Below are 20,751 nucleotides of genomic sequence, written 5' to 3'. Positions count from 1 at the left end.
AAGAGTCTAGGGAATCCAGTAGTTGAATTGGCTACATCTAACGGAACAACGCCACATACTTCAACCGGGGAAACCCCGGCAACGCAGTGGCTCATCAATCTCTCCGAGGGAACGAATAAAAACTAATTGTGGGTCTTGAGACAGTCGAATCTCAGGTAGACCAGACGAGCGGAGGAATCCCCACAGTTAGGGTAGGACAGACCGTAATTGGTCTGAGGTGTTCAGAGAATACAAACTAGAGAAGAGAAAATGATTAGACACAGTTACAAAACTAGTGAATCTTGGAAAGCCTTACCGTGGAAGAAATTCCGCCGAAATCTTTTCCGCCTTCAAAAGCGCGTATTTAAAGCTGTTCAAGTTGGAGACAAGCGGAAAGCGCGGTTACTCCAAAAGCTCATTCTAAAATCCACCTCGGCTCGATTTCTTGCAATAAGACAAGTATCACAGCTAAATGCTGGTAGAAAGACGGCTGGTATTGATGGAAAGAAATCCCTCTCATTCGAGGAACGCTTCAACCTTGAAGAATTACTAAGAGTGAACAGTGGAAATTGGAAACATCAAGGGCTAAGAGAAATCCCCATCCCCAAAAAGGACGGGACTATCAGAATGCTCAAGATACCTACCATCGCGGATAGGGCTTGGCAATGCCTAGCAAAACACGCACTCGAACCAGCACACGAAGCCACTTTCCACGCCAGGAGTTATGGGTTTAGAACTGGGCGTTCTGCCCATGATGCACAACAATACATCTTTAACAACCTCAACTCCAGAGTCAACGGAATAGAGAAACGAGTTATTGAACTCGATATTGAGAAGTGCTTCGACAGGATTAACCACTCAGCAATAATGGACGAACTCATTGCCCCTTTTGGCTTAAAACTCGGTATCTTCCGATGCCTCAAGGCTGGAGTCAACCCAGAATTCCCCGAACAAGGGACACCCCAAGGGGGAGTGGTCAGCCCTTTGCTAGCTAACATTGCGCTCAACGGGATTGAGAGTATACACAGATACCATGTGAATAAAAGACAGAGAATCACTGACAAAACCTCAGCCAGTGATATCACCGAACCATCCGTCCGATACGCGGATGACATGGTTATCATACTCCGACCCGAAGATGATGCGACAGAAATACTTGAAAGAATCAGCGAGTTCCTCCGCAAACGCGGAATGAATGTAAGCCAAAAGAAAACCAAAATTACCGCCGCGACAGATGGGTTTGATTTCCTCGACTGGCACTTCAAAGTCCAGAAAAACGGAAAGCTCAGAAGTATCCCTTCAGTGGACAACTTCAAAGCGTTCCATAAGAAAGTAAAACACATCGTCAACAACTCGAATTATGGTGCTACCACAAAGGCTGAGAAATTAGCCCCGGTAGTTAGAGGTTGGAGAAATTACCATAAGTTCTGCAAGATGAGTGGTTCCAGGAACTCCTTGTACCACATCGAAACAAGAGCCTACAAGGTATTCAACAAGGAAACCAAGCAAAACCGCTACTCTAGCAAGAAATTACTAGACAAAGCATTCCCAGCAATTTCCTACTCCGAAAACAAACACGTCATAGTCAAAGGAACAAAATCCCCCTATGACGGAGATACAGCCTACTGGAGCGAACGCAACAGTAAACTCTATGATGGCGAAACCTCTAAAGCTCTTAAGAAGCAAAACCATAAATGTGCATCCTGCGGCTTAAAATTCATCGATGAGGAACGGGTTCACCTGCATCACATCGACGGAAATCACGCCAACTGGAAGAAAAATAATCTTGAAGCAATTCATGAGAGTTGCCACGATTACAAACACATGAGCAAAAGCGCAAGCTGAGAACATCGGAAGCTGGGTGCGGTGAAAGTCGCACGCCCAGATTTAACAGAGAGGTGCGCGAGATAATACTCTCCATCGACTCAACCAAAGCTTCTGCAGAAACCTTTGAATCATCCGCTCAAATCTTCCACTCAACATTTCCACAAGGCTTTCCTTGGGAAGTTTTGGAAGTGTACTCTGGGCCACCAACCGTAACATTTAAGTGGCGGCACTGGGGACATTTTCAAGGTGCATATAAAGACCATGCACCAACTGGAGAGACAGTAGAAATTATCGGCATGAGCGTTGCCAAAGTTACCGATGACTTGCGGATAATTTCTGTAGAACACTACTTTGACAATACGCTGTTTTTAGAGAAGCTGACAGCTGGCGGCAAACTCTCAAGTAGTGAAAACAAGGCAAGTGCTTGTCCCTTCAGTTCTTGGTTTAAAAAACTCAAGAAGAGTTAATTTTTAAGGGTACAGTATATAAACTGTACCCTTGAGTTAATCATTAATAACCAAAGGATCAAAATGGCAACTTACTATTACGTTTTGGCAAGTCAAAAATTTTTAATACAAGAAGAACCCTTAGATGAGGTACTTAAAGAACGTACCCGTCACTACCACGAACAAGAAAAAGAAATTGATTTTTGGTTAGTAAAGCAACCTGCGTTTTTAGAAGCACCAGAAATGGCTGAGATTAAAGCCAAGTGTCCTCAACCTGCGGCGGCAATTATTTCTACCGACAAACCATTTATTACTTGGTTGAAACTGCGATTGGAATATGTAATTGTAGGCGAGTTTGAAGCACCTTCAGCAACAATCTCCGATCCTTTAGCATCATTGGCTACCGTGTCTTAATATACTATGGGGCATGGGGCATGGGGCATGGGGGAGGCAGTGCGTTGCGCGGGTTTCCCGCGTTGTAGCAACTGCCGTCATTGGGCATTGGTAATGCGTAATTACTTGTTCTCCCTTTTACCCTTTTACCTTTTTCCCCTTGCCCCCTCTACTCCCTCCCCCAGGGAACAAAATATACATTGACGAAATCTTTTAAGAAAATCTTCTTTATGTGTGAGGCTGTTGTGCAGAGATTTCCGTATTTACTACATACTGTAGTATTAGCGATCGCAGGATTGATTCATAGTATGAGTTCTGTTAACGCTCAACAAACTCTTCCTGCTTGTCAACCTCCAAATGCTGGTGAATATCTTTTATTAATAGTTAGTCCCACACCAGATAATCAAAAGCAACTGCGTAATGCCTTGCCCAATGAACTAAAAAGTACCACCTGTCAATACCTCAGCGATACAGTTACTAGGATAGGTGGCTTTAATAAAATTGATGATGCTCAAAGATGGGCAAGATATATCAACAATATTGTCGGCTTATCTGGCATTATCACCACTAAACCGGCAGATGTACAAGCACCTCAAAATGTTACCTTTAAGCCACAAGCGCTGGGAGAAGGTTACGCCGTATTAGTAGATTATTTCAACCGCCCAGAATTGGCATCTGATGTAGAAAAAGTGGTGGAAGGTGATATAGGTTTTGCTTCCTATGGACAACGCCCTTACTTGTTGGCAGTTTACACTACTAACCAAAAAGAAGCTCATAACACATTGAAAAAGCTCAATGAACGCGGTTTTGTTGCTTATTTGGTTGATAGCCGTAAGGTGACGCTACTACGTTCAAATGTGCGTTGACAGTAGCTAGATAAGGCTTGGGAAACTATTATCTTTGATTCTGTGTTCCCTGTTTCCTGTCCCTTGTTCCCTCCCTAAAAAAAGTCATTTCTCCGAAATCAATCGGATTGCAATATTAAGAGTCAAGAGTCCAGAGTCAATAGTTACTGGAGGCTGAACTATTGACTATTAACTATGGAATATTGGCTAATAAAAAAGACTTAGCTAAGAAAGATATGGTAATTCCCAAAGCCGACCCAGCTATTACTTGAACTGGTGTGTGTCCCAGCAATTCTTTCAGGCGGTCTTGGGTAAAGTCATGTTTATCATCAAATAATTCATCAATCATTTGATTGAGTATCCGCGCTTGTTTACCGGCGGCTTGGCGAACTCCAGCTGCATCGTACATAACAATGATGGCAAAAATGGTAGCCAGAGCAAAATCAGGCGATGCCCAACCCAGAGTTTGCCCAACACCTGTTGCTAAAGAGGTAACTAGAGCCGAATGGGCACTAGGCATACCGCCAGTGGTTACTAAAACACGTACATTAAGTTTGCGATTTTTAACTAGTTCGATGACGAGCTTCATCGATTGAGCAATTAAACAAGCTATCAGAGCAACCAGCAGCACCCGGTTGTCTAAGATGTCGCCTATGTCCTGCATGGTATTTTGGGGATGTTTAGTAAATATTAGCAGCAGTTATTTTTTGAAAAACATTTTGGATGCAACCCAACAACATTAAGCCACTTGCTAATACCAATTTTGGATTTTAGATTGAAAATCTTGAATTTTCAAACATAGTACCTCTGCCAATTTGATATAAAGACTGGAGGAAAATTGGCAATTCAGTGAGTCTCACATCCAAAATTGATCATCGCGAAGCTGGCAATTAAAATCACAAAGTTCTGATGTCTGACGACAATTTATACCAATTCATTACAAGCAGGTAACAAATTCAAACTCCAAAACCTAGATGCTGTCTAAGTTTTTCAATTCTGAATTTTGCATTTTGAATTGGTATTACCCTACGGGCTGCTAAGTGAGATTACGGAATTAATGAGTAAAATTCCCGTAGGGGTTGACTTAGTGATTGCGGCTGATAATAAAATGAGCGATCGCTTTTAAAGGTTGTGCTTTTTCTCCAAATACGTCTAATTCCGCACATGCTGCTTCAATGAGTTGTTCGGCTTTAACGCGAGATTCTTCAATTCCCCACAGGCTGGGATAAGTAACTTTCTGCGCTTTCAAATCCTTGCCAGCAGTTTTGCCTAATTGTTCTTGAGTAGCGGTGATATCTAAAATATCATCAACAATTTGGAATGCCAGACCAATATTCTGAGCATACCGAGTTAGTCTTTGTACATCTTCAACAGATGCTCCCGCTAAAATACCACCACAAACAACACAAGCTTCCAAAAGGGCAGCTGTTTTGTGGTTATGAATGTAATTCAGAGTCTCTAGGGAAGTATCTGTTTTACCTTCTGATTCTAGATCCACTACTTGGCCCCCAACCAAGCCAGCAGCCCCTAATGCCCGAGCAAGACGCGCTACTACCTGCAATACTCTATCTCTAGGGACAGTTAAAGGGGTGGCGATCGCAACAAATTCAAAAGCATAGGCCAACAAACCATCGCCAGCTAAAATCGCGATATCTTCGCCATAAACCTTGTGGTTTGTCAGCTTACCCCGACGGTAATCGTCATTATCCATCGCTGGCAAATCATCATGAATTAATGACATTGTGTGGATCATTTCCACCGCACAAGCTGTTGGCATTGCCATTTCGATTGTGCCGCCCATCATTTCACTGGTAGCAAGGCACAGGATAGGACGCACACGTTTGCCACCAGCTAAGAGAGAATAGCGCATCGACTCGTAAATCTTCTCTGGATAGGAAACGGGAAGCGCTTGATCCAAAGCAGTTTCACAAAGCTGTTGACGCTCTTTGAGATACGCTGATAGGTTAAACGTGGCTGTCTCTGGCATCTTTTTAAACTTATCAGTTGCTACCATTCTGTAAAATCCTGAAATTTTGGTATTTTTGTCATATACGTCACAATTTTAAGGGGCTTTGGATCTCAAAACACGAGTAATTAAGAGTTAAGAATTAGGAAGAATAATTCATAATTCATAATTCATCGCTCTTGATTCCGTGCCGCCTTAAGTAGCTAGCAAATGTATTTTGCAACAACATAGCGACAGTCATAGGGCCAACGCCTCCCGGAACTGGGGTGATAAACTCCGCCACGCCAGCTGTCGATTCCCAGTGGACATCGCCGACTAAACGACTTTTGCCACTAGCATCGGTGACACGATTTATCCCCACATCTACCACAACAGCGCCCGGTTTCACCATTTCACCAGTAATCAATCCTGGAATGCCTACAGCTGAGATGAGAATATCGGCATTCTGGGCGATCGCTTTTAAGTCTTGGGATCGTGAGTGGGCAACGGTAACGGTAGCATCAGCGTCCACAAGCATTAACGCCATTGGCTTACCTACCAAAATACTACGTCCCACTACCACTGCTTGTTTTCCTGGCAAAGAAATTTTATATTCTTGCAGCAACCGCATCACACCAGCTGGTGTACAGCTGCGTAAACCTGCTTCTTGGCGCACCAATCGCCCCATGTTTACCGGGTGCAATCCATCAACGTCTTTATCTGGCTCAATTTGATGCAGCAAGCGAATAGAGTCTAAATGTGGAGGTAAGGGTAACTGTACAAGAATGCCATCTACCTGTTCATCTTGATTGAGTGCTGCGATCGCATCTTCCAATTCTGCTTGAGTGGTTTGGGTAGGAAAATGCTTACCAAAAGAGGCAATACCCACTTTAGCGCAAGCTTTCTCTTTATTGCGTACATAAGCAGCTGATGCGGGATTGTCACCAACCATCAGCACTGCTAAACCAGGGGGACGACCAATTTTTGGTTGTAACTCTGCAATACGTTCTAAAAGGTTGTGCTGAATTTTTTCAGCTAAGGTTTTACCATCAAGAAGTTTGGCAGTTTTTGTTTCCATAAGAATTTCCAGCTATATTCGCCTTAAGTCCAAAGACCAACATCTAGCCGTTTGTGGCAAAGTCAACAGTCAACAGTCAACTTTGGCTATTGACTATGATGGTCTTGTTATTTTATGCCTTAGCGTCTCTCAAACAACAAAATCATATTATCTTTGGGGGTTGGGGATTGGAATGGGGAATGGGGAATGGGGAATGGGTAATGGGGGTAAAAGCCAAATGACAAATGACAAATGACCAATGACAAATGACAAATGCCAAATAACAAAGGACAAATAACTAATGCCAAAATTTTCTCAGATTTCCAGTATTTTTGCTTATCGATTAGGGTTGTTATTTTTTCTGGTAGTAGGACTTTTTGGTTGTGGTAACGTCACACAGTCTGGTTTTGGTGTGGGTAATTTGCGTATTGGTAGTAACGTTACGCCAATTCGGGAGATTCAACCAGAGCAAAACAACCAGGCTACAGTTTATATCCAAGGTAAAGTAGAAAGGCAAGTACCCCTAGCAAAACGCTGGGCGTATCAAATTGATGATTCCACTGGCAAAATTTGGGTAGTTACCAATCAAACTAAGTTAGCGAAGGGAGACCAAATAGTGATTAAAGGTAAAGTTCGCTATAAAAGCATACCCCTTGCTGGTAAGGAGTTTGGCGAAGTTTATTTAGAAGAAGATTCTTAATTTGGGACGAATTATATAACTTATATAAAAATTTATGGAAAATCAGCAGGTACAGGTTGCGATCGCAATTCTCTACCAAAACAACAAGTTTCTCATGCAGCTGCGGGATAATAACCCAAATATTCTTTATCCTGGCTACTGGGCACTTTTTGGTGGACATATCGAGTCTGGAGAAATGCCAAATGTTGCTGTTAAGCGCGAAGTTTTAGAAGAAATTGGCTACGATTACCCAAAGTTCTCTGAATTTTGCTGTTATTGGGATGATCAAGTCATCCGTCATGTCTTTCATGCACCGCTGTTAGTGGATTCAAATCAACTCGTGTTAAATGAAGGCTGGGACATGGGCTTTTTAACACCAGCAGATATTCGCCAGGGTACCTGTTACTCAACAATTGCTGCTGAAGTCAGACCTTTAGGGCCAATGCATCAGCGAATTATGCTGGATTTTCTAGAAAGCAATCTACATTGTGAAGCGTAAAGATTTCAACCATTTCATGGGTCAACAATTGTAGAGACGCGATTCATCGCGTCTTGACTCACGAGTCATTCAATTATTACCCCTTCCAGGAGTTCCGTAATTTTGAATTTTGAATTTTGCGAAAAGTTGCGTGCGGGGGTTCCCCCCGTTGAGCAAACTTTTCAAGACGAATTTTGAATTGATTTGTCCCCAATCCCCCGGAGTAACCACTAATGCAATCACTAAACAAACTACCGCGATGGTTAAATATAGGATTGGCATTTCCTATTATTATTCTTAATGGTTGGTTATTACTTCAGGTTGTGCAATATTTTCAACCTTTAGTAAGTATTTTTGTTGCCGCTATTTTATTAGCTTTTGTGTTGAATTATCCCATCCAATTTTTGCAAGAACGTGGGGTAAAACGTAACTTAGCTATTAGTGTAGTTCTACTTTTAGCTGTAGTGATTTTAGTCGCTTTAGGTATTATCTTAGTACCGCTAATTATAGAACAGCTAAATGAATTGGCTAATATTCTTCCTTATTGGGTTGATTCTGCTGGTGAACAAATCCAAGCTTTTCAAAATTGGGCGGCGACACAACAGCTTCCTGTAAATTTATCTGGTATAGCGACGCAAATATTAGATAGATTTTCTAATCAACTGCAATCTTTTACTGGCAGAGTTGTTAGTGTTGCTTTCGATACTATTGGAATTGTTGTCAATGTGCTGCTAACAGTAGTCTTGACTGTCTACATGGTATTAAATGGCAAGCGTTTATGGGATGGAGTTTTTCAGTGGTTTCCGCCTTATATTGGCCCAAAAGTGCGGGAATTTTTAAGAGAAGATTTTCATAATTATTTTATTGGTCAGGCGACATTAGGTGCAGTGTTAAGTGTGGCGATGACTTTGGCATTTTTCTCGCTACAAGTTCCCTTAGCGCTACTTTTTGGGATTGGGATTGGCTTTTTCTCCCTGTTCCCTTTTGGTACAGGTATAGGTATCACTATAGTTAGTTTTCTAGTAGCATTACAAAATATTTGGTTAGGGGTAGAAGTATTAGGGATAGCAGTAGCAATTGACCAAGTAAATGCTAATTTTATTGCCCCTAGGATTCTTGGTAATTTAACAGGTTTAAATCCTGTATGGGTAGTAATTTCTTTACTATTAGGAGCTAAATTAGGCGGAGTATTAGGTTTATTAATTGCGATACCCATCGCTAGTTTTATTAAAGATATAGCAGATGGCTGGCGTGATGGTGTATTTAGTCAAGTAATTGTATCGAATGACAATATTAAACATCATTCACCAGTTGAGGTAGGGGAATAATACGAATTCAAAATTCCAAATAAAATAAATCGAAGGGGTACAAAATTTTGTGCCCCTTCGATTTGTCAGATTTTTCTTATAATTACCTGTTTATTAAGTAAGTCGGTGGAAATAAACCACACTATGCTAATAAACGTAAATAAGCTTAAAATCCCTACCAATGACTAATGACTAAGAACAAAGCGCAAAGTCTGAGCGGAGGTTGCCTCCGTAGACGCGTAGCGGCTTGCCGCAGGCATCAGAACTTTGTAAGAATGACAGCCTCAGCCAATTATCTTTAATTTCGCCGACCTACTGATTATGGTTTTTGGGTGGCGATCGCTAATTTTGCCCCCTGTACCTGACGTAAATTATCCATGACAGCTACCACCTGACCGTGGTTAACTCGTTCATCGGCGTTGATGATTACCAGCGCTTCTTGCTTATCAGCCATCAATGTACGCACTTGGGCTGATAATACATTCAGGTCAACTTGTTGGCGATTGACGCTAATTTTTCCCGTTGCGTCTACTGTGACATTAATAGGTTCGCTAGATGATTGTTGTTGTGCAGAAGCAGCCTTGGGTAAATTAACTGGTAAACCTTCCGACCGAGTTAAAAACAAGGTTGACATGATAAAAAATGTCAAAATCGCGAAAATGACATCAATCATCGGGACGATATTAATTTGAGCTGGTAAATCGGGTTCATCTGGTAGGCGCATAGGGTTTCTCTCCTCGTTCATAACGACGGCGGTAAAGCAATTCTAACTGACCGCCATACTCTTGAATCCAAGCGATTTGGCGCATATAGAGTCCCCGAAAGGTATTAGCAAAGAAAAGTGTAAAGATAGCAACGACTAATCCTGATGCTGTAGATACTAAGGCTTCACTAATCCCACTAGTTACACCTGATGTTTTTGTCCCACCAACATCACCAATATCTAAGGAAGCAAATGAGGTAATTAATCCTAAAACAGTACCGAGGAGTCCTAATAGAGGCGCAAGACCGATGATAGTATCAAATATGTTTTGGAAGCGTTTAAGTAAGGGAATTTCGGCTTGAGATTCGCTTTCTAATGCTAAACGAAATTCCTCTGGGGTTGGTTCTTCCAATTCTAAAGCGGCGAGAAAAATTCGCGACATCGGTAAATCGGAATTTTGCTGCAACTTATCTAAAGCACCAACTACATTATCTAGGCGATAAAGTTGTAATACCTCTCGCACTACGCGATTTTGGCGAGTATTTATCTTAATCCAAAACTTAACTCGTTCGATAATTAGCGCCACCGCCAACACCGAAAAACCTAGCAGTGGCCACATGACCACGCCGCCAGCCGTAAATAAGTTATTAAATGGCATTTATTATTTTTCTACTCCTCAACTCTCTTTAAAGTAGCAAACTGCTATAGAAATTCTATTGCAGTTGTGAAATAAATCGGTTTTGGCTGTTGACTGTTGACTGTTGACTGTTGACTGTTGACTGTTGAGTGTTAGCAGTCAACAAGCATAAAATATTTCACACATCATTTTAGGATGGCTATATGATAACTCTCAAGACATTACTGTGAGTTAATGTATCTGTCAATCTTTGACAATACGTCAAAGCCAGATGATTGATGTTTTACCTTGAATTTGTGTCTAAGCAAAGAGTTTAATTACGAACTACGAATTACGAATTACGAATTATTTTTTAGTTGTCCATCTTCCATATAAATAATGCGATCGGCAATATCAAGGATGCGGTTATCATGGGTAACTAGCAAAATTGTACAGCCTTGTTCTTTCGCTAATTTTTGCATTAATTCCACTACATCGCGTCCTGACTTTTTATCGAGTGCGGCTGTGGGTTCATCTGCTAGCACAATTTTAGGATGACTAACTAAAGCGCGGGCGATCGCAACCCGTTGTTTTTGTCCCCCAGAAAGGCTTTCTGCGTAGTAATCTACACGGTGTCCCAATCCCACACTTTCCAGCATGGCGATCGCTTTTTTGTCGATGTCCTCATGCAGAAACTCATCATGTAACTCTAAAGACATCCGCACGTTTTCTTTAGCTGTCAAAAATGACATGAGATTATGGGCTTGAAAAATATACCCAATCTGGCGGCGTAGTTTAGTTAACTGCTGCTTACTAGCACCGCAAATTTCTTCCTCTAAGATTGTTAAACTACCTGATTGTGCGGATCGCAATCCACCCATCAGAGTTAACAAGGTAGTTTTACCTGAACCAGAGGGGCCAGTCATAATCACAATTTCGCCAGCTTGAATTTCTAAATTAATATCAAATAAAACTTGTTTTTTCAGCGAACCTTCACCAAAGTAATGGTTGAGGTTACTAATATTAATGACTGGTTTTAAAGATAAAGTTGTGGATGTGGATTCAGAAAGCATAATCAACCCTGCGGGAATTCAAAATTCAAAATTCAAAATTACAATCCTCATACTTAAGTTAGGAGGTTGTACTTTATTCCTCAGTCAACAGTCAACAATTAACAGTCAACAAAATTAAAAAATATCTGCGGGGTCGGCGGCGTGTAATTTTCGCATGGCGATCGCACCCGAAAAAGTACACATGATGATAGTCAAAATAAAGACTGTAATTGCCCGTTCTACTTTCATAAAAATGGGCAATAATGTTGCAGCGTAGGTTAATTGATAAAGTCCCAAGGAGAGGAAAAATGAGGGTAAAAAACCTAAACAAGCTAAAAATAATGCCTCTTGTAACAGCACTCCTAATAAATAGCGATCGCTATAACCCATTGCTTTGAGGGTGGCGTATTCTGGTAAGTGTTCGGAGACATCGGAATACAGGATTTGGTAGACAATTACAATCCCGACAATAAACCCAACACCTACACCCAAGCCGAAAATAAAGCCAATACCAGTACCATTAGCCCAGTAACTTTTTTCAATTTGGGCAAATCCCTCAGTTGTCAGAACTATGACATCATTAGGTAAACCAGCCGCTAATTGCGATCGCACTTGTTCAGGATTTGCACCAGGTTTGAGGGTAATTAACCCTACTTCAATTTGATCGGCTTTGCGGTCAGGAAAAAGTTGTAAAAAGGTAGAGTCACTGGCAATGACATTTCCATCCGCAGCAAAGGAAGCACCATTACTAAAGACACCTTTGACATTGATGGCTTTACCATTTAACTCAGTTTCAAAGTTACCTGTTTTGTTAAAAATAGTGGCAATATCCCCATATTCCGGCCGTCCTGCTTGGTCAAACATGACTTGATATAACTGTTTCAAATCATTTTGATGTTGCTGAACTTCTGGGAATAAAAAAGCTGGTTTTGCTGGATCAATCCCCCACACCAAAATTGCACGATCCAGCCTTGTTTGAGGATTTCGCCATTGTCCGGTGCTAATATAAACCGAATTTATCGACTGCACACCGTCATAACTTAATGTTTGATACAATCGCTCACGAGAAAAGCTTTTTACTGAAAATAAAGTTTGAAATTGCGGATTAATTAAAACTAAATCTGCTTGTAAATTCCGATGAGGTTTAACGGCTGCATCAAATAGCGCACCTTCAAAACCTAACTGAATAAACATCAGCATATCGGCAAAGGTAATACCTGCCACCGCCACTGCCAACCGTGTTTTTTCTTTCATTAACTGCCGCCAAGCTAGCGGAGTTTTGCGGAAGAATTTAGACAACATCTACAAATTATTCCTTAATAAATTGGTGTTTGGGCTTGTTGTGCTAGCTGGCGTTGTCGCATTAATAGAAATAAAGGCAAGCCAAAGGAAACGCCAACCAAAAGATTACATATGACGTAAACCCAGAGATTTTGCATTTTTAGACGTGTCCCTTCCCAAAATATCAATGTCCAAAAAGTTAGGGAGGAAACAATCACATCCATACCAAAAAAACCAGAAATTTTATTAGCAAATAGCTGTTGCCAAAATAGCTGGATATCTAGCCCATGTTCTATAACAAAAGGCAGAAATTGTGAGTAAGGTAAAACGAAGCCCAGAATACAAAGGAGAAGATAGATAAATTGAATCATGATGACATTCACCTTCGATAATTACTGATTTCCGGAATATTTCGCCAAAATTCACTTTATATCGAACATTCGTTATCCTTTACAGCAAACAAACTTTATAGTTCAATGGCTGTCTGTACTTGCAAGTTCGTAAAACCTGCAACTTGTTTGCTATCTTCTTTATTGAGACGGATTTTTACCTCAATCACTCGACTATCGAGGTTTTCTCCCGGTTGGTTGCTGAAAACATTTTGCCGATTTACCTGCAAGCCAATCTGGGAAACCTTACCGCGCAGTTCTCCAGTAAACGCTTGGCCGCTAATTACTGCTTGTTGCCCCAGTTTGACTTTGTTAATATCGCTTTGATAAACTTCTGCAACTGCAATCATTTGGTCAGTTTGGGCAAAGTCTGCAATCCCAGAATCCCCGATTTTCTCCCCAGCGCGGTAATGTATTTTGAGAATTTGTCCGGTTGTGGGTGCTTTAATGTAGGCGGCGGTTAAGTCAGTTTGGGCGCGTTTGAGAGATGCGATCGCATTTTCCACTTCCGTTTGGGCGGCGGCGACATCCACGGGTCGGACTTCGGCAATACTGTTAAGTGTGGCTTTGGCTTCCCTAATTTGCTTGTTACCAGTGGCGTTAATGCGGTTAAGCCCTACTTTGGCTTCAGCGATTTGTCTCTTCGCAGTGGTATTGATGCGGTTGAGAACAGCTTGCGCTTCATCTAGTTGCTGTTTGGTAGTTTCCACACTCAAACGCTTACTATCAAATGCAGAATTAGAAATCGCCCCATCCTTATATAACTGTTGGTAACGCAGATATTCCGCTTGGGCGTTATTTAGTTCCGCTTTCAGTTTTTTAATTGTCGCAGCTTGGGCGATTCTATCACCTTGCCATTGTGCCTCTAAACGCGCGATCGCTTCTTCTTGACTTTGGCGATCGCCAATCGATTGCGCCTGTAAACGTTCCACAGTGGCTTGCTGCGCCTGAATTTCACCCGTTTTCGCCCCCGCTTTCACCTGCGCGAGTTTAGCTTGGGCGACTTGCACTTGTTTTTGCGCTTGTAGTACCGCCGTTTGCAAGCGATCGCGTGAATCTAAAATTGCGACAACTTGCCCAGCTTTCACGCGATCGCCTTCTTCAACTAAAATTTGGGCAATGCGATCGCCATCTAAAGCTAACGGTGCAGATAACTTAATTACCTCGGCTTCCGGTTGTAGTCTTCCTAAAGCAGTTACTTTCTGTACAACTGGCGCAGTTGGAACCGTTTCCGATGAAGCTGTTTTACCCAACTGTCCAAATTCAGAAACAGCATAAACAGCAATTGTCCCTGTAATCGCAGTAGCCGCAATTACTAAGGCAATTACCCCTTGATTTTTTGGTTTGAATGACAGCCGATAACTCATACAATTTTTGATTTTAGATTTTGTAGAAAGTTACATCGAGGACATATAAATATTCTTCCCAATTACCCATTCCCAATTACCCATTACCCATTACCCATTCCCAACCACCAAGTATCCCATCAGCATTTTCCCCAACAATGCACATTGCTCGTGAAAATCAATATTTTCATCACCCCATAATTTTTCCAAAATTAAGCCATTGACAAAACTCAATACGAAAGAAGCTAAAACTGGGTCTTTAATACCTAAAAACTCATAAACTGCCTGTTGATATCGTTGATTAGTACGCTTCAGCACACCGCTACTTTGGATAGTTTTAGAATCTTGATGCTGACAAAAATCAACCCAGATACAAGTCCATTTAATAAAATAATCTTCGTTTTTTTCTAAATATTTTGCCAATACTTCCATCGACTCTGGTATTGATTTTTTTTCTCCTAACTCTGCTAATGCTAGGGTCACATCTTGCTGACAAATTTCTTCTAGTAATTGCTCAAATAAAGCTTGTTTACTGGGAAAATAGTGATACAGCGTCCCAGTAGAAACCTTTAAACCTTGAGCAATTTGCCTCATAGTGATGGCGCTGTAACCTTTTTGGGCAAATAAATCGAAGCACTTGCCGAGCAGTTCCTTACGGTATTGTTCATGATCAACAATTTTGGGCATAAGTGAGCTTATTTATATCGAACGCTCGTTATATATAAAAATACAATCCTTCACACGGAGTTGTCAAGATACCGCCTAACTTTTGGGTTAAGGGGAAAAAAGGGAATGGGAAAAGCGAAAGAAAACACTAAAAACATCTCTATCTTGAGCAGGTACGTCAGGTGCAGTCAGAGGTGATGCCGATCAATCGGGCGCAACAGATGGCAGAATTTTTTAGTGCCTTGTCCGATCCCAACCGTTTGCGTTTGATGTCTGCGTTAGCTCATATCAACCTTTACAAAAAAGTTTCAGAACATTGGAGAGAAGTGACTATCGGGCAATCATTTCAGGACGCGGGTGGCAAGTTAAGTTTATATCGATAACCACAAACAACCAACTGCCTCTATTTCTGCCGAAGATAGACTTACGCTCCAACTACGGGAAGATGTTTAACACTTACGTGGAAAATATAATCAAAAAACAATAAATTTTAATGTCATAAAACGGTAGACTAAAAATATAGAAGATAAGAGGTGGAATATCGTGAATCTTCAAGATAAAGGCTTGAAAACACATCTTAGGGAGAATTTCGCCAATGAAGAAGTGAGTAATAATAATCTCACTTTTCACAATCAAAGGCTCGAAAACCCTGAACAACCAACACTCAATGAAGATCCAGATCAAGAACAGCCAAGATTAGGTTTTTGGAAAAGTTTGCTGGAAATCATCCAACTCATCAAATTTATTGATGATGAAGAGCCAGGGAGATAGGAAAAAATAATCAAAAATTGATTCTCTGGGTATTCTTGTGAATTGGTGAGCATGTTAAATTTAGGGTCATCTCCATACTGGTTAATCTCGTTGAGATTTCATTTAAAGTGGTCTTGCAGCAAGTTTTACATAAAGCTGTAAGACCACAAACGTTTTAAGAATTAAGCACTATTTCCTGTAGTTAATAAATTCAACTTATTGTTATCTTCAATAAATTACTATTTATAAAATTTGCTAAATATTTAGCTATAGACTTACAAAAAATATTTAAATAATCAGCGTTGCTGATTGATGGGATGATTTTTGTCTCAGATTAAATTAATGTAGGATGCGTTAGCGATAGCGTAACGCATCCTACTACTTTTATTGCTTTTTCCCTATTTTCCCTTCCCTCTCTAGTCAAATAATTTTACACATCAAAATGGATTTCTATAGGAAACCCAAAGAGCTATATTTTGCCAATTAAATCGTCTTTCTCTAGCCCCCACTCTAAAATTTATTTGATTATGGAGTCAATAAATATGATAGACTCTAAAATACTTGAAAAAAAATTCATATCAATAATAATTCAAATCATATCTCAGAGTGAATGACAGACTCTAAAAATTTATCATCTCCAAACTTTTGTGCACGTCAACTAAAAGTTTTAGCAGATACGACACGCCTATCTGTGCTGAAAATTCTCATGGAAGGCCCCCAACATGTAGGGGAGCTAAATTCTGTCTTAAAGTTAGAGCAGAGTTTACTATCTCACCATTTAAAAATATTGCGGGATGCAGGCTTTGTAGAGGCAAGGCGAGATGGGAAGGCAGTACTTTACCATTTTGTTTCTACTCATCGCCAAGACAACACTGGTAAGGCAATAGATTTAGGTTGTTGTCTTCTTTCTTTTGAATAAAATTTAGCAGCAATTTGGCGATGACAAAATTTAAAACTCTAGCGTTAATTACTGTCGGTTTAACAATTGGTTTCGGACTACAATCTTGTACGCAATCTAACAAAACAGCAAATCAAGCAACCAATAAATTACAAGGAAAGTTAGTTTTAACAGGTTCGAGTACAGTAGCACCTTTGGCAGCAGAAATCGGGAAGAAATTTGAATCAGAACATCCGGATGTGCGAGTCGATGTGCAAACAGGTGGTTCTTCTCGTGGGATTGCTGATGCACGTACAGGTGTTGCCAATATTGGCATGGCATCTCGGAGTCTGAAAGCAGAAGAAAAAGACTTAAAAGCTTTTGCGATCGCCCGCGATGGTATTGGCATGATTTTGCACAAAGAAAATCCGGTAAAATCGCTGTCAAATCAACAAGTTATCGATATTTACACGGGTAAGGTTAACAACTGGCAACAAGTTAGTGGTAAGAATGCACCCATCACAGTTGTGAATAAAGCAGAGGGACGTTCTACCCTGGAATTGTTTCTCAGCTATTTCAAACTCAAAAATAGCGATATCAAATCATCGGTTGTAATTGGGGACAATCAGCAGGGGATTAAGACAGTAGCAGGTAATCCCAATGCCATTGGTTATGTATCTATTGGCACTGCTGAATTTAGTATCAACAATGGCGTACCAATTAAGTTATTACCTCTGAATGGAGTCGCGGCTAGCACAGAGAATATTAAAAATGGCACATTTCCCCTTGCTCGCCCTTTGAATTTGGTTACCAAAACCCAGCCGCAAGGGTTAGAACGAGCATTTATCGATTTTGCCCAGTCGCCACAAGTCCATGACATTGTTAAAAAACAGGATTTTGTCCCCATCTCAAAGTGATAACCTTCTCCTGTGGATATTACGGCTATTAGCTTTAATTACAGGTATTATTGTTGTCTTAATTACCACATTCTTATTACTCGAAGCTTTGCCCATCCTGCAACAACTAGGATGGCAGCGTTTTATCAGCGATCCATCTTGGCATCCAGTACAAGGATTTTATAATTTGCTGCCGATGCTGTGGGGAAGTTTGTTAGTAACACTCGGTTCTATACTGTTGGCAACACCTTTAGGCATTGGTTCAGCAATATTTTGTCAATATTATGCGCCGCCTGTAATTGCCAGATTGTATCGCACCTTAATTGAGTTACTGGCTGGCATTCCTTCCGTAGTTTACGGTTTTTGGGGTTTAGTTGTCCTTGTGCCTCTAATTGGGAAACTGCAAGCACCAGGAACCAGCTTGCTAGCAGGAATCGCTATTTTGACATTGATGATTCTGCCGACGATCGCCTTAACTGCAGAAGCTAGTTTCTCAGAAGTACCGGCTGAGTATCTCCAGGGTGCAGCCGCCTTGGGAATTTCTCGCTGGGCAACAATTAGCAGCGTGGTTGTACCAGCAGCTAAATCTGGCTTATTTACAGGTTTGATTTTGGGAACGGGAAGGGCGATTGGAGAAACAATGGCGGTGTTGATGGTTTGTGGCAATGTCGTGCAAACACCTAAGAGTTTATTTGACCCCATTCGCACCCTAACTGCCAATATAGCTTTAGAAATGGCTTATGCCACAGGCAATCACCGTTCAGCCTTATTTGTCAGTGGCTTGTTGCTAATGGTAGCGATCGCCATTTTAGTAGCTGTGGCGGAAACTATTAGCCAAAGAAACATTTATGGCTAAAAAATCTCTGCCATTACCTACCTTAGTACTGTGGGCGATCGCATTCTTGATTACCGCAGTTTTCTGCTGGATTTTCAGCGATATCTTAGGGCATGGTTTAGGGCAAATTTCTTGGGAATTTCTGACAACAGCACCGGAAAATGCCGGGCGCGAGGGGGGAATTGCGCCGATTTTGATTTCTACCTGTTTGATTTTGAGCGTTTGTATGGCAGTTTCTCTCCCCCTCGGTGTTGGTACTGCCGTGCTACTAGCCGAATTTACCACCAGCGAAAGTGTTTTTGGGCGTTTAGTGCGTCGTAGTTTAGATGTGTTAGCGGGAGTGCCATCTATAGTTTTTGGCTTATTTGGTAATGCTTTTTTCTCCATCAAGTTGGGATTGGGCTTTTCGATATTGTCTGGTGGGTTGACATTAGCTTGTATGGTTTTGCCTATCTTGATTCGTTCCACAGAAGCAGGGCTGCGGGCTGTTCCCCAGGATTATCGTTTAGGGGCTGCGGCTTTGGGATTATCACGCACCACCACATTAGGGAAACTTTTATTACCAGCAGCCACACCAGGGTTAGTTGTCGGTTTAGTGCTGGGAATTGGCAGAGCGATCGCAGAAACCGCTGCATTAATTTTTACCAGTGGCTATGTGGATCGAATGCCAGAGTCTTTACTCGATTCTGGGCGATCGCTATCGGTTCACATTTTCGATTTATCAATGAATGTCGCCGGCGGAGATGCTAACGCCTACGCCTCTGCTTTGGTGTTGTTGATTTTATTGTTGCTGATCAATGGCATCGCAATTTGGACAGCTCAATTTTGGTTAGCGAGGAGAATCACATCTTGAGCAAAAAAACTCAATTTACGCAAAATGCCCCATTATCTCTGCCTGCAATGCAAACGGAGCAGCTGAGTTTATATTACGGTAAAAAAGCCGCGTTTACAGATATTACTATGCCAATTCAGGCAGGTAAAATTACTGCCTTAGTGGGGCCTTCTGGCTGTGGCAAAACCAGTTTTTTAACTTGTCTAAATCGCTTAACTGATTTAATCCCCCATACCAAAGTTAGCGGCAGCATTCGCCTAGATGATTTAGAAATTCTCAACAGCCGGATAGATGCGATCGCCCTGCGTCGGCGTGTGGGAACCATCTTCCAAAAGCCAAATCCTTTTCCCTTTTCTATTTGGAAAAATCTCGTCTTTCCCCTCCAAGAACATGGCGTTAAAAACCGGGAAAAAATTAATTGGCTAATTGAAACTACTCTACAAGATGTCGGACTATGGAAAGAAGTTAAAGATAGGTTGCATAGTTCTGCCTTATCTTTATCTGGTGGACAGAAGCAGCGTTTATGTATTGCCCGGGCTTTAGTTTTGCAACCGGAAGTATTACTATTTGATGAACCCTGTAGCGCCCTCGATCCCATTTCTAGCGGCGTAGTTGAAGATTTAATTGCCAGTCTGCGAGGACGTTACACCGTGGTAATTGTCACTCACAACCTCGCTCAAGCGAGGCGGATTGGCGATTATGCTGCCCTATTTTGGGTACAAACAGAAGTAGGAAGATTAATTGAATATGGTACAGTCGAGCAGATTTTTACAAATCCACAACAAGATTTAACAGCTGCTTATGTAAATGGTATTCGCGGGTAATTTATTATCAAGCAAAACTCAAAATTACCAATTACCAATTACCTATCATCTTAATGTTTATCATTACCAGAAATTCGGCAATGTTTAGGATATTCAATATAGGGAATTAAAATAGAACATTTATCTAAAAATTCTTCAGCATATTGAGCTTTATAAAAATCTGCTTCTGAAGGATTCCACTCAATAGTTGAGCCGTTTTGGAATTTGAAAAATCCTTTACTAAGAAGTGCTTTCCGCGCCTCAATAAATTCTGGTAATTGTTGTATTGCCTGTGTAGTTAACTCCGAAATAATTCTATCAGCTATACCAGAAAGCTTAGTTTGATCGCCATTGGCATTATTCTCAGAAGCATTCTCAATCAAATGAGATAAAATATCCTCTCGCTGCATTCTAATGTTTGCCACTGAATCTTCATCCCAAAAGCAGAAATGCAAGATTCTATCTAACGTATCAATACATAAAATTTTACCTTCTGAGTATCTTTCAATTAGAAAGCCTACCCAATTAGCTTCATCAGCATTGATAGTCTGTTTTTCATAATTTGCATCTAACGGTTTCCTGTCCTTAGCTTCGCCCATTCTGTAATAACTCCCTAAACCTAAAATTATTTCTCGCTTTTTCGCTTCAGATGAGGCTTAATAACTTAACACTCCCAAGAAATTTTTAACTGTTATTTCTCAATATGCCCAAAACAAGTTGATTTATCTCGGTTTTTGGTGTTTGGTGTT

The 20,751-nt window shown here is 41.0% G+C and carries 25 protein-coding genes and 1 pseudogene; 15 read left to right on the top strand and 11 right to left on the bottom strand.

Annotated features, from left to right (window positions below; translation table 11 throughout):
• The first annotated feature begins 249 nt into the window (after positions 1 to 249).
• The 4 genes and pseudogenes from HGR01_RS21545 (at position 250) to HGR01_RS21530 (ending at position 3,511) form a co-directional block, all read left to right on the top strand.
• Positions 250 to 1,824 carry a group II intron reverse transcriptase/maturase gene (locus HGR01_RS21545; protein WP_045874084.1) on the top strand — a complete coding sequence of 525 codons (1,575 nt, stop codon included), beginning with the start codon at positions 250 to 252 and terminating at the stop codon, positions 1,822 to 1,824.
• Between the two features lie 86 nt (positions 1,825 to 1,910).
• A pseudogene (locus HGR01_RS21540) lies at positions 1,911 to 2,273 on the top strand (SnoaL-like polyketide cyclase); the annotation flags it as partial.
• Between the two features lie 63 nt (positions 2,274 to 2,336).
• Positions 2,337 to 2,666, top strand: a complete 330-nt coding sequence (locus HGR01_RS21535; RefSeq protein ID WP_045874085.1) for an MgPME-cyclase complex family protein — start codon at positions 2,337 to 2,339, stop codon at positions 2,664 to 2,666.
• Between the two features lie 209 nt (positions 2,667 to 2,875).
• Entirely contained in the window at positions 2,876 to 3,511 is a 636-nt protein-coding gene (locus tag HGR01_RS21530) for a hypothetical protein (protein WP_045874086.1), read from the top strand.
• Positions 3,512 to 3,683: 172 nt separating this feature from the next.
• Here the strand turns inward: HGR01_RS21530 and HGR01_RS21525 are convergent, their stop codons facing one another.
• The 3 genes from HGR01_RS21525 to folD all read right to left on the bottom strand — a co-directional run bounded on the left by HGR01_RS21525 (position 3,684) and on the right by folD (position 6,513).
• Positions 3,684 to 4,154, bottom strand: a complete 471-nt coding sequence (locus HGR01_RS21525; protein WP_045874087.1) for a divergent PAP2 family protein — start codon at positions 4,152 to 4,154, stop codon at positions 3,684 to 3,686.
• A 420-nt stretch (positions 4,155 to 4,574) separates the two neighbouring features.
• Positions 4,575 to 5,504, bottom strand: a complete 930-nt coding sequence (crtE, locus tag HGR01_RS21520; protein ID WP_045874088.1) for a geranylgeranyl diphosphate synthase CrtE — start codon at positions 5,502 to 5,504, stop codon at positions 4,575 to 4,577.
• A gap of 115 nt (positions 5,505 to 5,619) precedes the next feature.
• Positions 5,620 to 6,513 carry a bifunctional methylenetetrahydrofolate dehydrogenase/methenyltetrahydrofolate cyclohydrolase FolD gene (gene folD / locus HGR01_RS21515; protein WP_045874089.1) on the bottom strand — a complete coding sequence of 298 codons (894 nt, stop codon included), beginning with the start codon at positions 6,511 to 6,513 and terminating at the stop codon, positions 5,620 to 5,622.
• Between the two features lie 53 nt (positions 6,514 to 6,566).
• Here folD and HGR01_RS21510 point away from each other — a divergent pair, with 53 nt between their 5' ends.
• The 4 genes from HGR01_RS21510 (at position 6,567) to HGR01_RS21495 (ending at position 8,977) form a co-directional block, all read left to right on the top strand.
• Positions 6,567 to 6,734 carry a hypothetical protein gene (locus HGR01_RS21510; protein ID WP_155539617.1) on the top strand — a complete coding sequence of 56 codons (168 nt, stop codon included), beginning with the start codon at positions 6,567 to 6,569 and terminating at the stop codon, positions 6,732 to 6,734.
• A gap of 59 nt (positions 6,735 to 6,793) precedes the next feature.
• Positions 6,794 to 7,192 (top strand): hypothetical protein, encoded by a 399-nt coding sequence (locus HGR01_RS21505; protein ID WP_045874090.1) that lies wholly within the window; start codon positions 6,794 to 6,796, stop codon positions 7,190 to 7,192.
• Between the two features lie 34 nt (positions 7,193 to 7,226).
• Positions 7,227 to 7,670 (top strand): NUDIX hydrolase, encoded by a 444-nt coding sequence (locus HGR01_RS21500; protein WP_045874091.1) that lies wholly within the window; start codon positions 7,227 to 7,229, stop codon positions 7,668 to 7,670.
• 212 nt (positions 7,671 to 7,882) lie between these two features.
• A complete protein-coding gene (locus HGR01_RS21495) occupies positions 7,883 to 8,977 on the top strand; it encodes an AI-2E family transporter (protein ID WP_045874092.1) in 1,095 nt (364 codons plus the stop codon).
• Positions 8,978 to 9,275: 298 nt separating this feature from the next.
• Here the strand turns inward: HGR01_RS21495 and HGR01_RS21490 are convergent, their stop codons facing one another.
• The 7 genes from HGR01_RS21490 to HGR01_RS21460 all read right to left on the bottom strand — a co-directional run bounded on the left by HGR01_RS21490 (position 9,276) and on the right by HGR01_RS21460 (position 15,030).
• Complete coding sequence (locus HGR01_RS21490; protein ID WP_045874093.1) at positions 9,276 to 9,680, bottom strand: ExbD/TolR family protein; 405 nt, start codon at positions 9,678 to 9,680, stop codon at positions 9,276 to 9,278.
• Positions 9,664 to 10,317 carry a MotA/TolQ/ExbB proton channel family protein gene (locus HGR01_RS21485; RefSeq protein ID WP_045874094.1) on the bottom strand — a complete coding sequence of 218 codons (654 nt, stop codon included), beginning with the start codon at positions 10,315 to 10,317 and terminating at the stop codon, positions 9,664 to 9,666. The genes HGR01_RS21490 and HGR01_RS21485 overlap by 17 nt, the downstream gene beginning before the upstream one ends.
• Before the next feature lie 317 nt (positions 10,318 to 10,634).
• Positions 10,635 to 11,348: a DevA family ABC transporter ATP-binding protein gene (locus tag HGR01_RS21480; RefSeq protein ID WP_045874095.1), complete on the bottom strand. Its 714-nt coding sequence runs from the start codon at positions 11,346 to 11,348 to the stop codon at positions 10,635 to 10,637.
• Positions 11,349 to 11,462: 114 nt separating this feature from the next.
• The gene (gene devC, locus HGR01_RS21475) at positions 11,463 to 12,629 is read right to left on the bottom strand and encodes an ABC transporter permease DevC (protein ID WP_045874096.1); all 1,167 of its coding nucleotides are present in this window, start codon (positions 12,627 to 12,629) and stop codon (positions 11,463 to 11,465) included.
• Between the two features lie 14 nt (positions 12,630 to 12,643).
• Positions 12,644 to 12,979, bottom strand: coding sequence for a DUF2834 domain-containing protein (locus HGR01_RS21470; protein WP_045874097.1), 336 nt, complete (start codon positions 12,977 to 12,979; stop codon positions 12,644 to 12,646).
• A 95-nt stretch (positions 12,980 to 13,074) separates the two neighbouring features.
• On the bottom strand, positions 13,075 to 14,364 hold the full coding sequence (locus HGR01_RS21465) for an ABC exporter membrane fusion protein (RefSeq protein ID WP_045874098.1): 1,290 nt from the start codon (positions 14,362 to 14,364) through the stop codon (positions 13,075 to 13,077).
• Positions 14,365 to 14,454: 90 nt separating this feature from the next.
• Entirely contained in the window at positions 14,455 to 15,030 is a 576-nt protein-coding gene (locus HGR01_RS21460) for a TetR/AcrR family transcriptional regulator (RefSeq protein WP_045874099.1), read from the bottom strand.
• Between the two features lie 176 nt (positions 15,031 to 15,206).
• Here HGR01_RS21460 and HGR01_RS41815 point away from each other — a divergent pair, with 176 nt between their 5' ends.
• The 7 genes from HGR01_RS41815 (at position 15,207) to HGR01_RS21425 (ending at position 20,023) form a co-directional block, all read left to right on the top strand.
• Positions 15,207 to 15,392 carry a transcriptional regulator gene (locus HGR01_RS41815; protein ID WP_052335415.1) on the top strand — a complete coding sequence of 62 codons (186 nt, stop codon included), beginning with the start codon at positions 15,207 to 15,209 and terminating at the stop codon, positions 15,390 to 15,392.
• A 160-nt stretch (positions 15,393 to 15,552) separates the two neighbouring features.
• Complete coding sequence (locus HGR01_RS21450; protein WP_045874100.1) at positions 15,553 to 15,780, top strand: hypothetical protein; 228 nt, start codon at positions 15,553 to 15,555, stop codon at positions 15,778 to 15,780.
• Positions 15,781 to 16,369: 589 nt separating this feature from the next.
• Positions 16,370 to 16,678, top strand: a complete 309-nt coding sequence (locus HGR01_RS21445; RefSeq protein WP_045874101.1) for an ArsR/SmtB family transcription factor — start codon at positions 16,370 to 16,372, stop codon at positions 16,676 to 16,678.
• A gap of 20 nt (positions 16,679 to 16,698) precedes the next feature.
• Positions 16,699 to 17,553, top strand: a complete 855-nt coding sequence (locus tag HGR01_RS21440) for a phosphate ABC transporter substrate-binding protein (RefSeq protein WP_045874102.1) — start codon at positions 16,699 to 16,701, stop codon at positions 17,551 to 17,553.
• Positions 17,510 to 18,388 (top strand): phosphate ABC transporter permease subunit PstC, encoded by an 879-nt coding sequence (gene pstC, locus HGR01_RS21435; RefSeq protein ID WP_045874103.1) that lies wholly within the window; start codon positions 17,510 to 17,512, stop codon positions 18,386 to 18,388. The genes HGR01_RS21440 and pstC overlap by 44 nt, the downstream gene beginning before the upstream one ends.
• Positions 18,381 to 19,220, top strand: a complete 840-nt coding sequence (gene pstA / locus HGR01_RS21430; RefSeq protein WP_045874104.1) for a phosphate ABC transporter permease PstA — start codon at positions 18,381 to 18,383, stop codon at positions 19,218 to 19,220. Before pstC ends, pstA begins: the two co-directional genes overlap by 8 nt.
• A 47-nt stretch (positions 19,221 to 19,267) precedes the next feature.
• Complete coding sequence (locus HGR01_RS21425; protein WP_045874162.1) at positions 19,268 to 20,023, top strand: phosphate ABC transporter ATP-binding protein; 756 nt, start codon at positions 19,268 to 19,270, stop codon at positions 20,021 to 20,023.
• A gap of 50 nt (positions 20,024 to 20,073) precedes the next feature.
• Here the strand turns inward: HGR01_RS21425 and HGR01_RS21420 are convergent, their stop codons facing one another.
• The gene (locus HGR01_RS21420) at positions 20,074 to 20,601 is read right to left on the bottom strand and encodes a hypothetical protein (protein ID WP_045874105.1); all 528 of its coding nucleotides are present in this window, start codon (positions 20,599 to 20,601) and stop codon (positions 20,074 to 20,076) included.
• Positions 20,602 to 20,751 lie beyond the last annotated feature (150 nt).

Source organism: Tolypothrix sp. PCC 7712, from assembly GCF_025860405.1.
In the GTDB taxonomy this organism is placed as follows: Bacteria; Cyanobacteriota; Cyanobacteriia; order Cyanobacteriales; family Nostocaceae; genus Aulosira; species Aulosira diplosiphon.
This window is presented reverse-complemented; position numbering and strand designations above follow the sequence as displayed.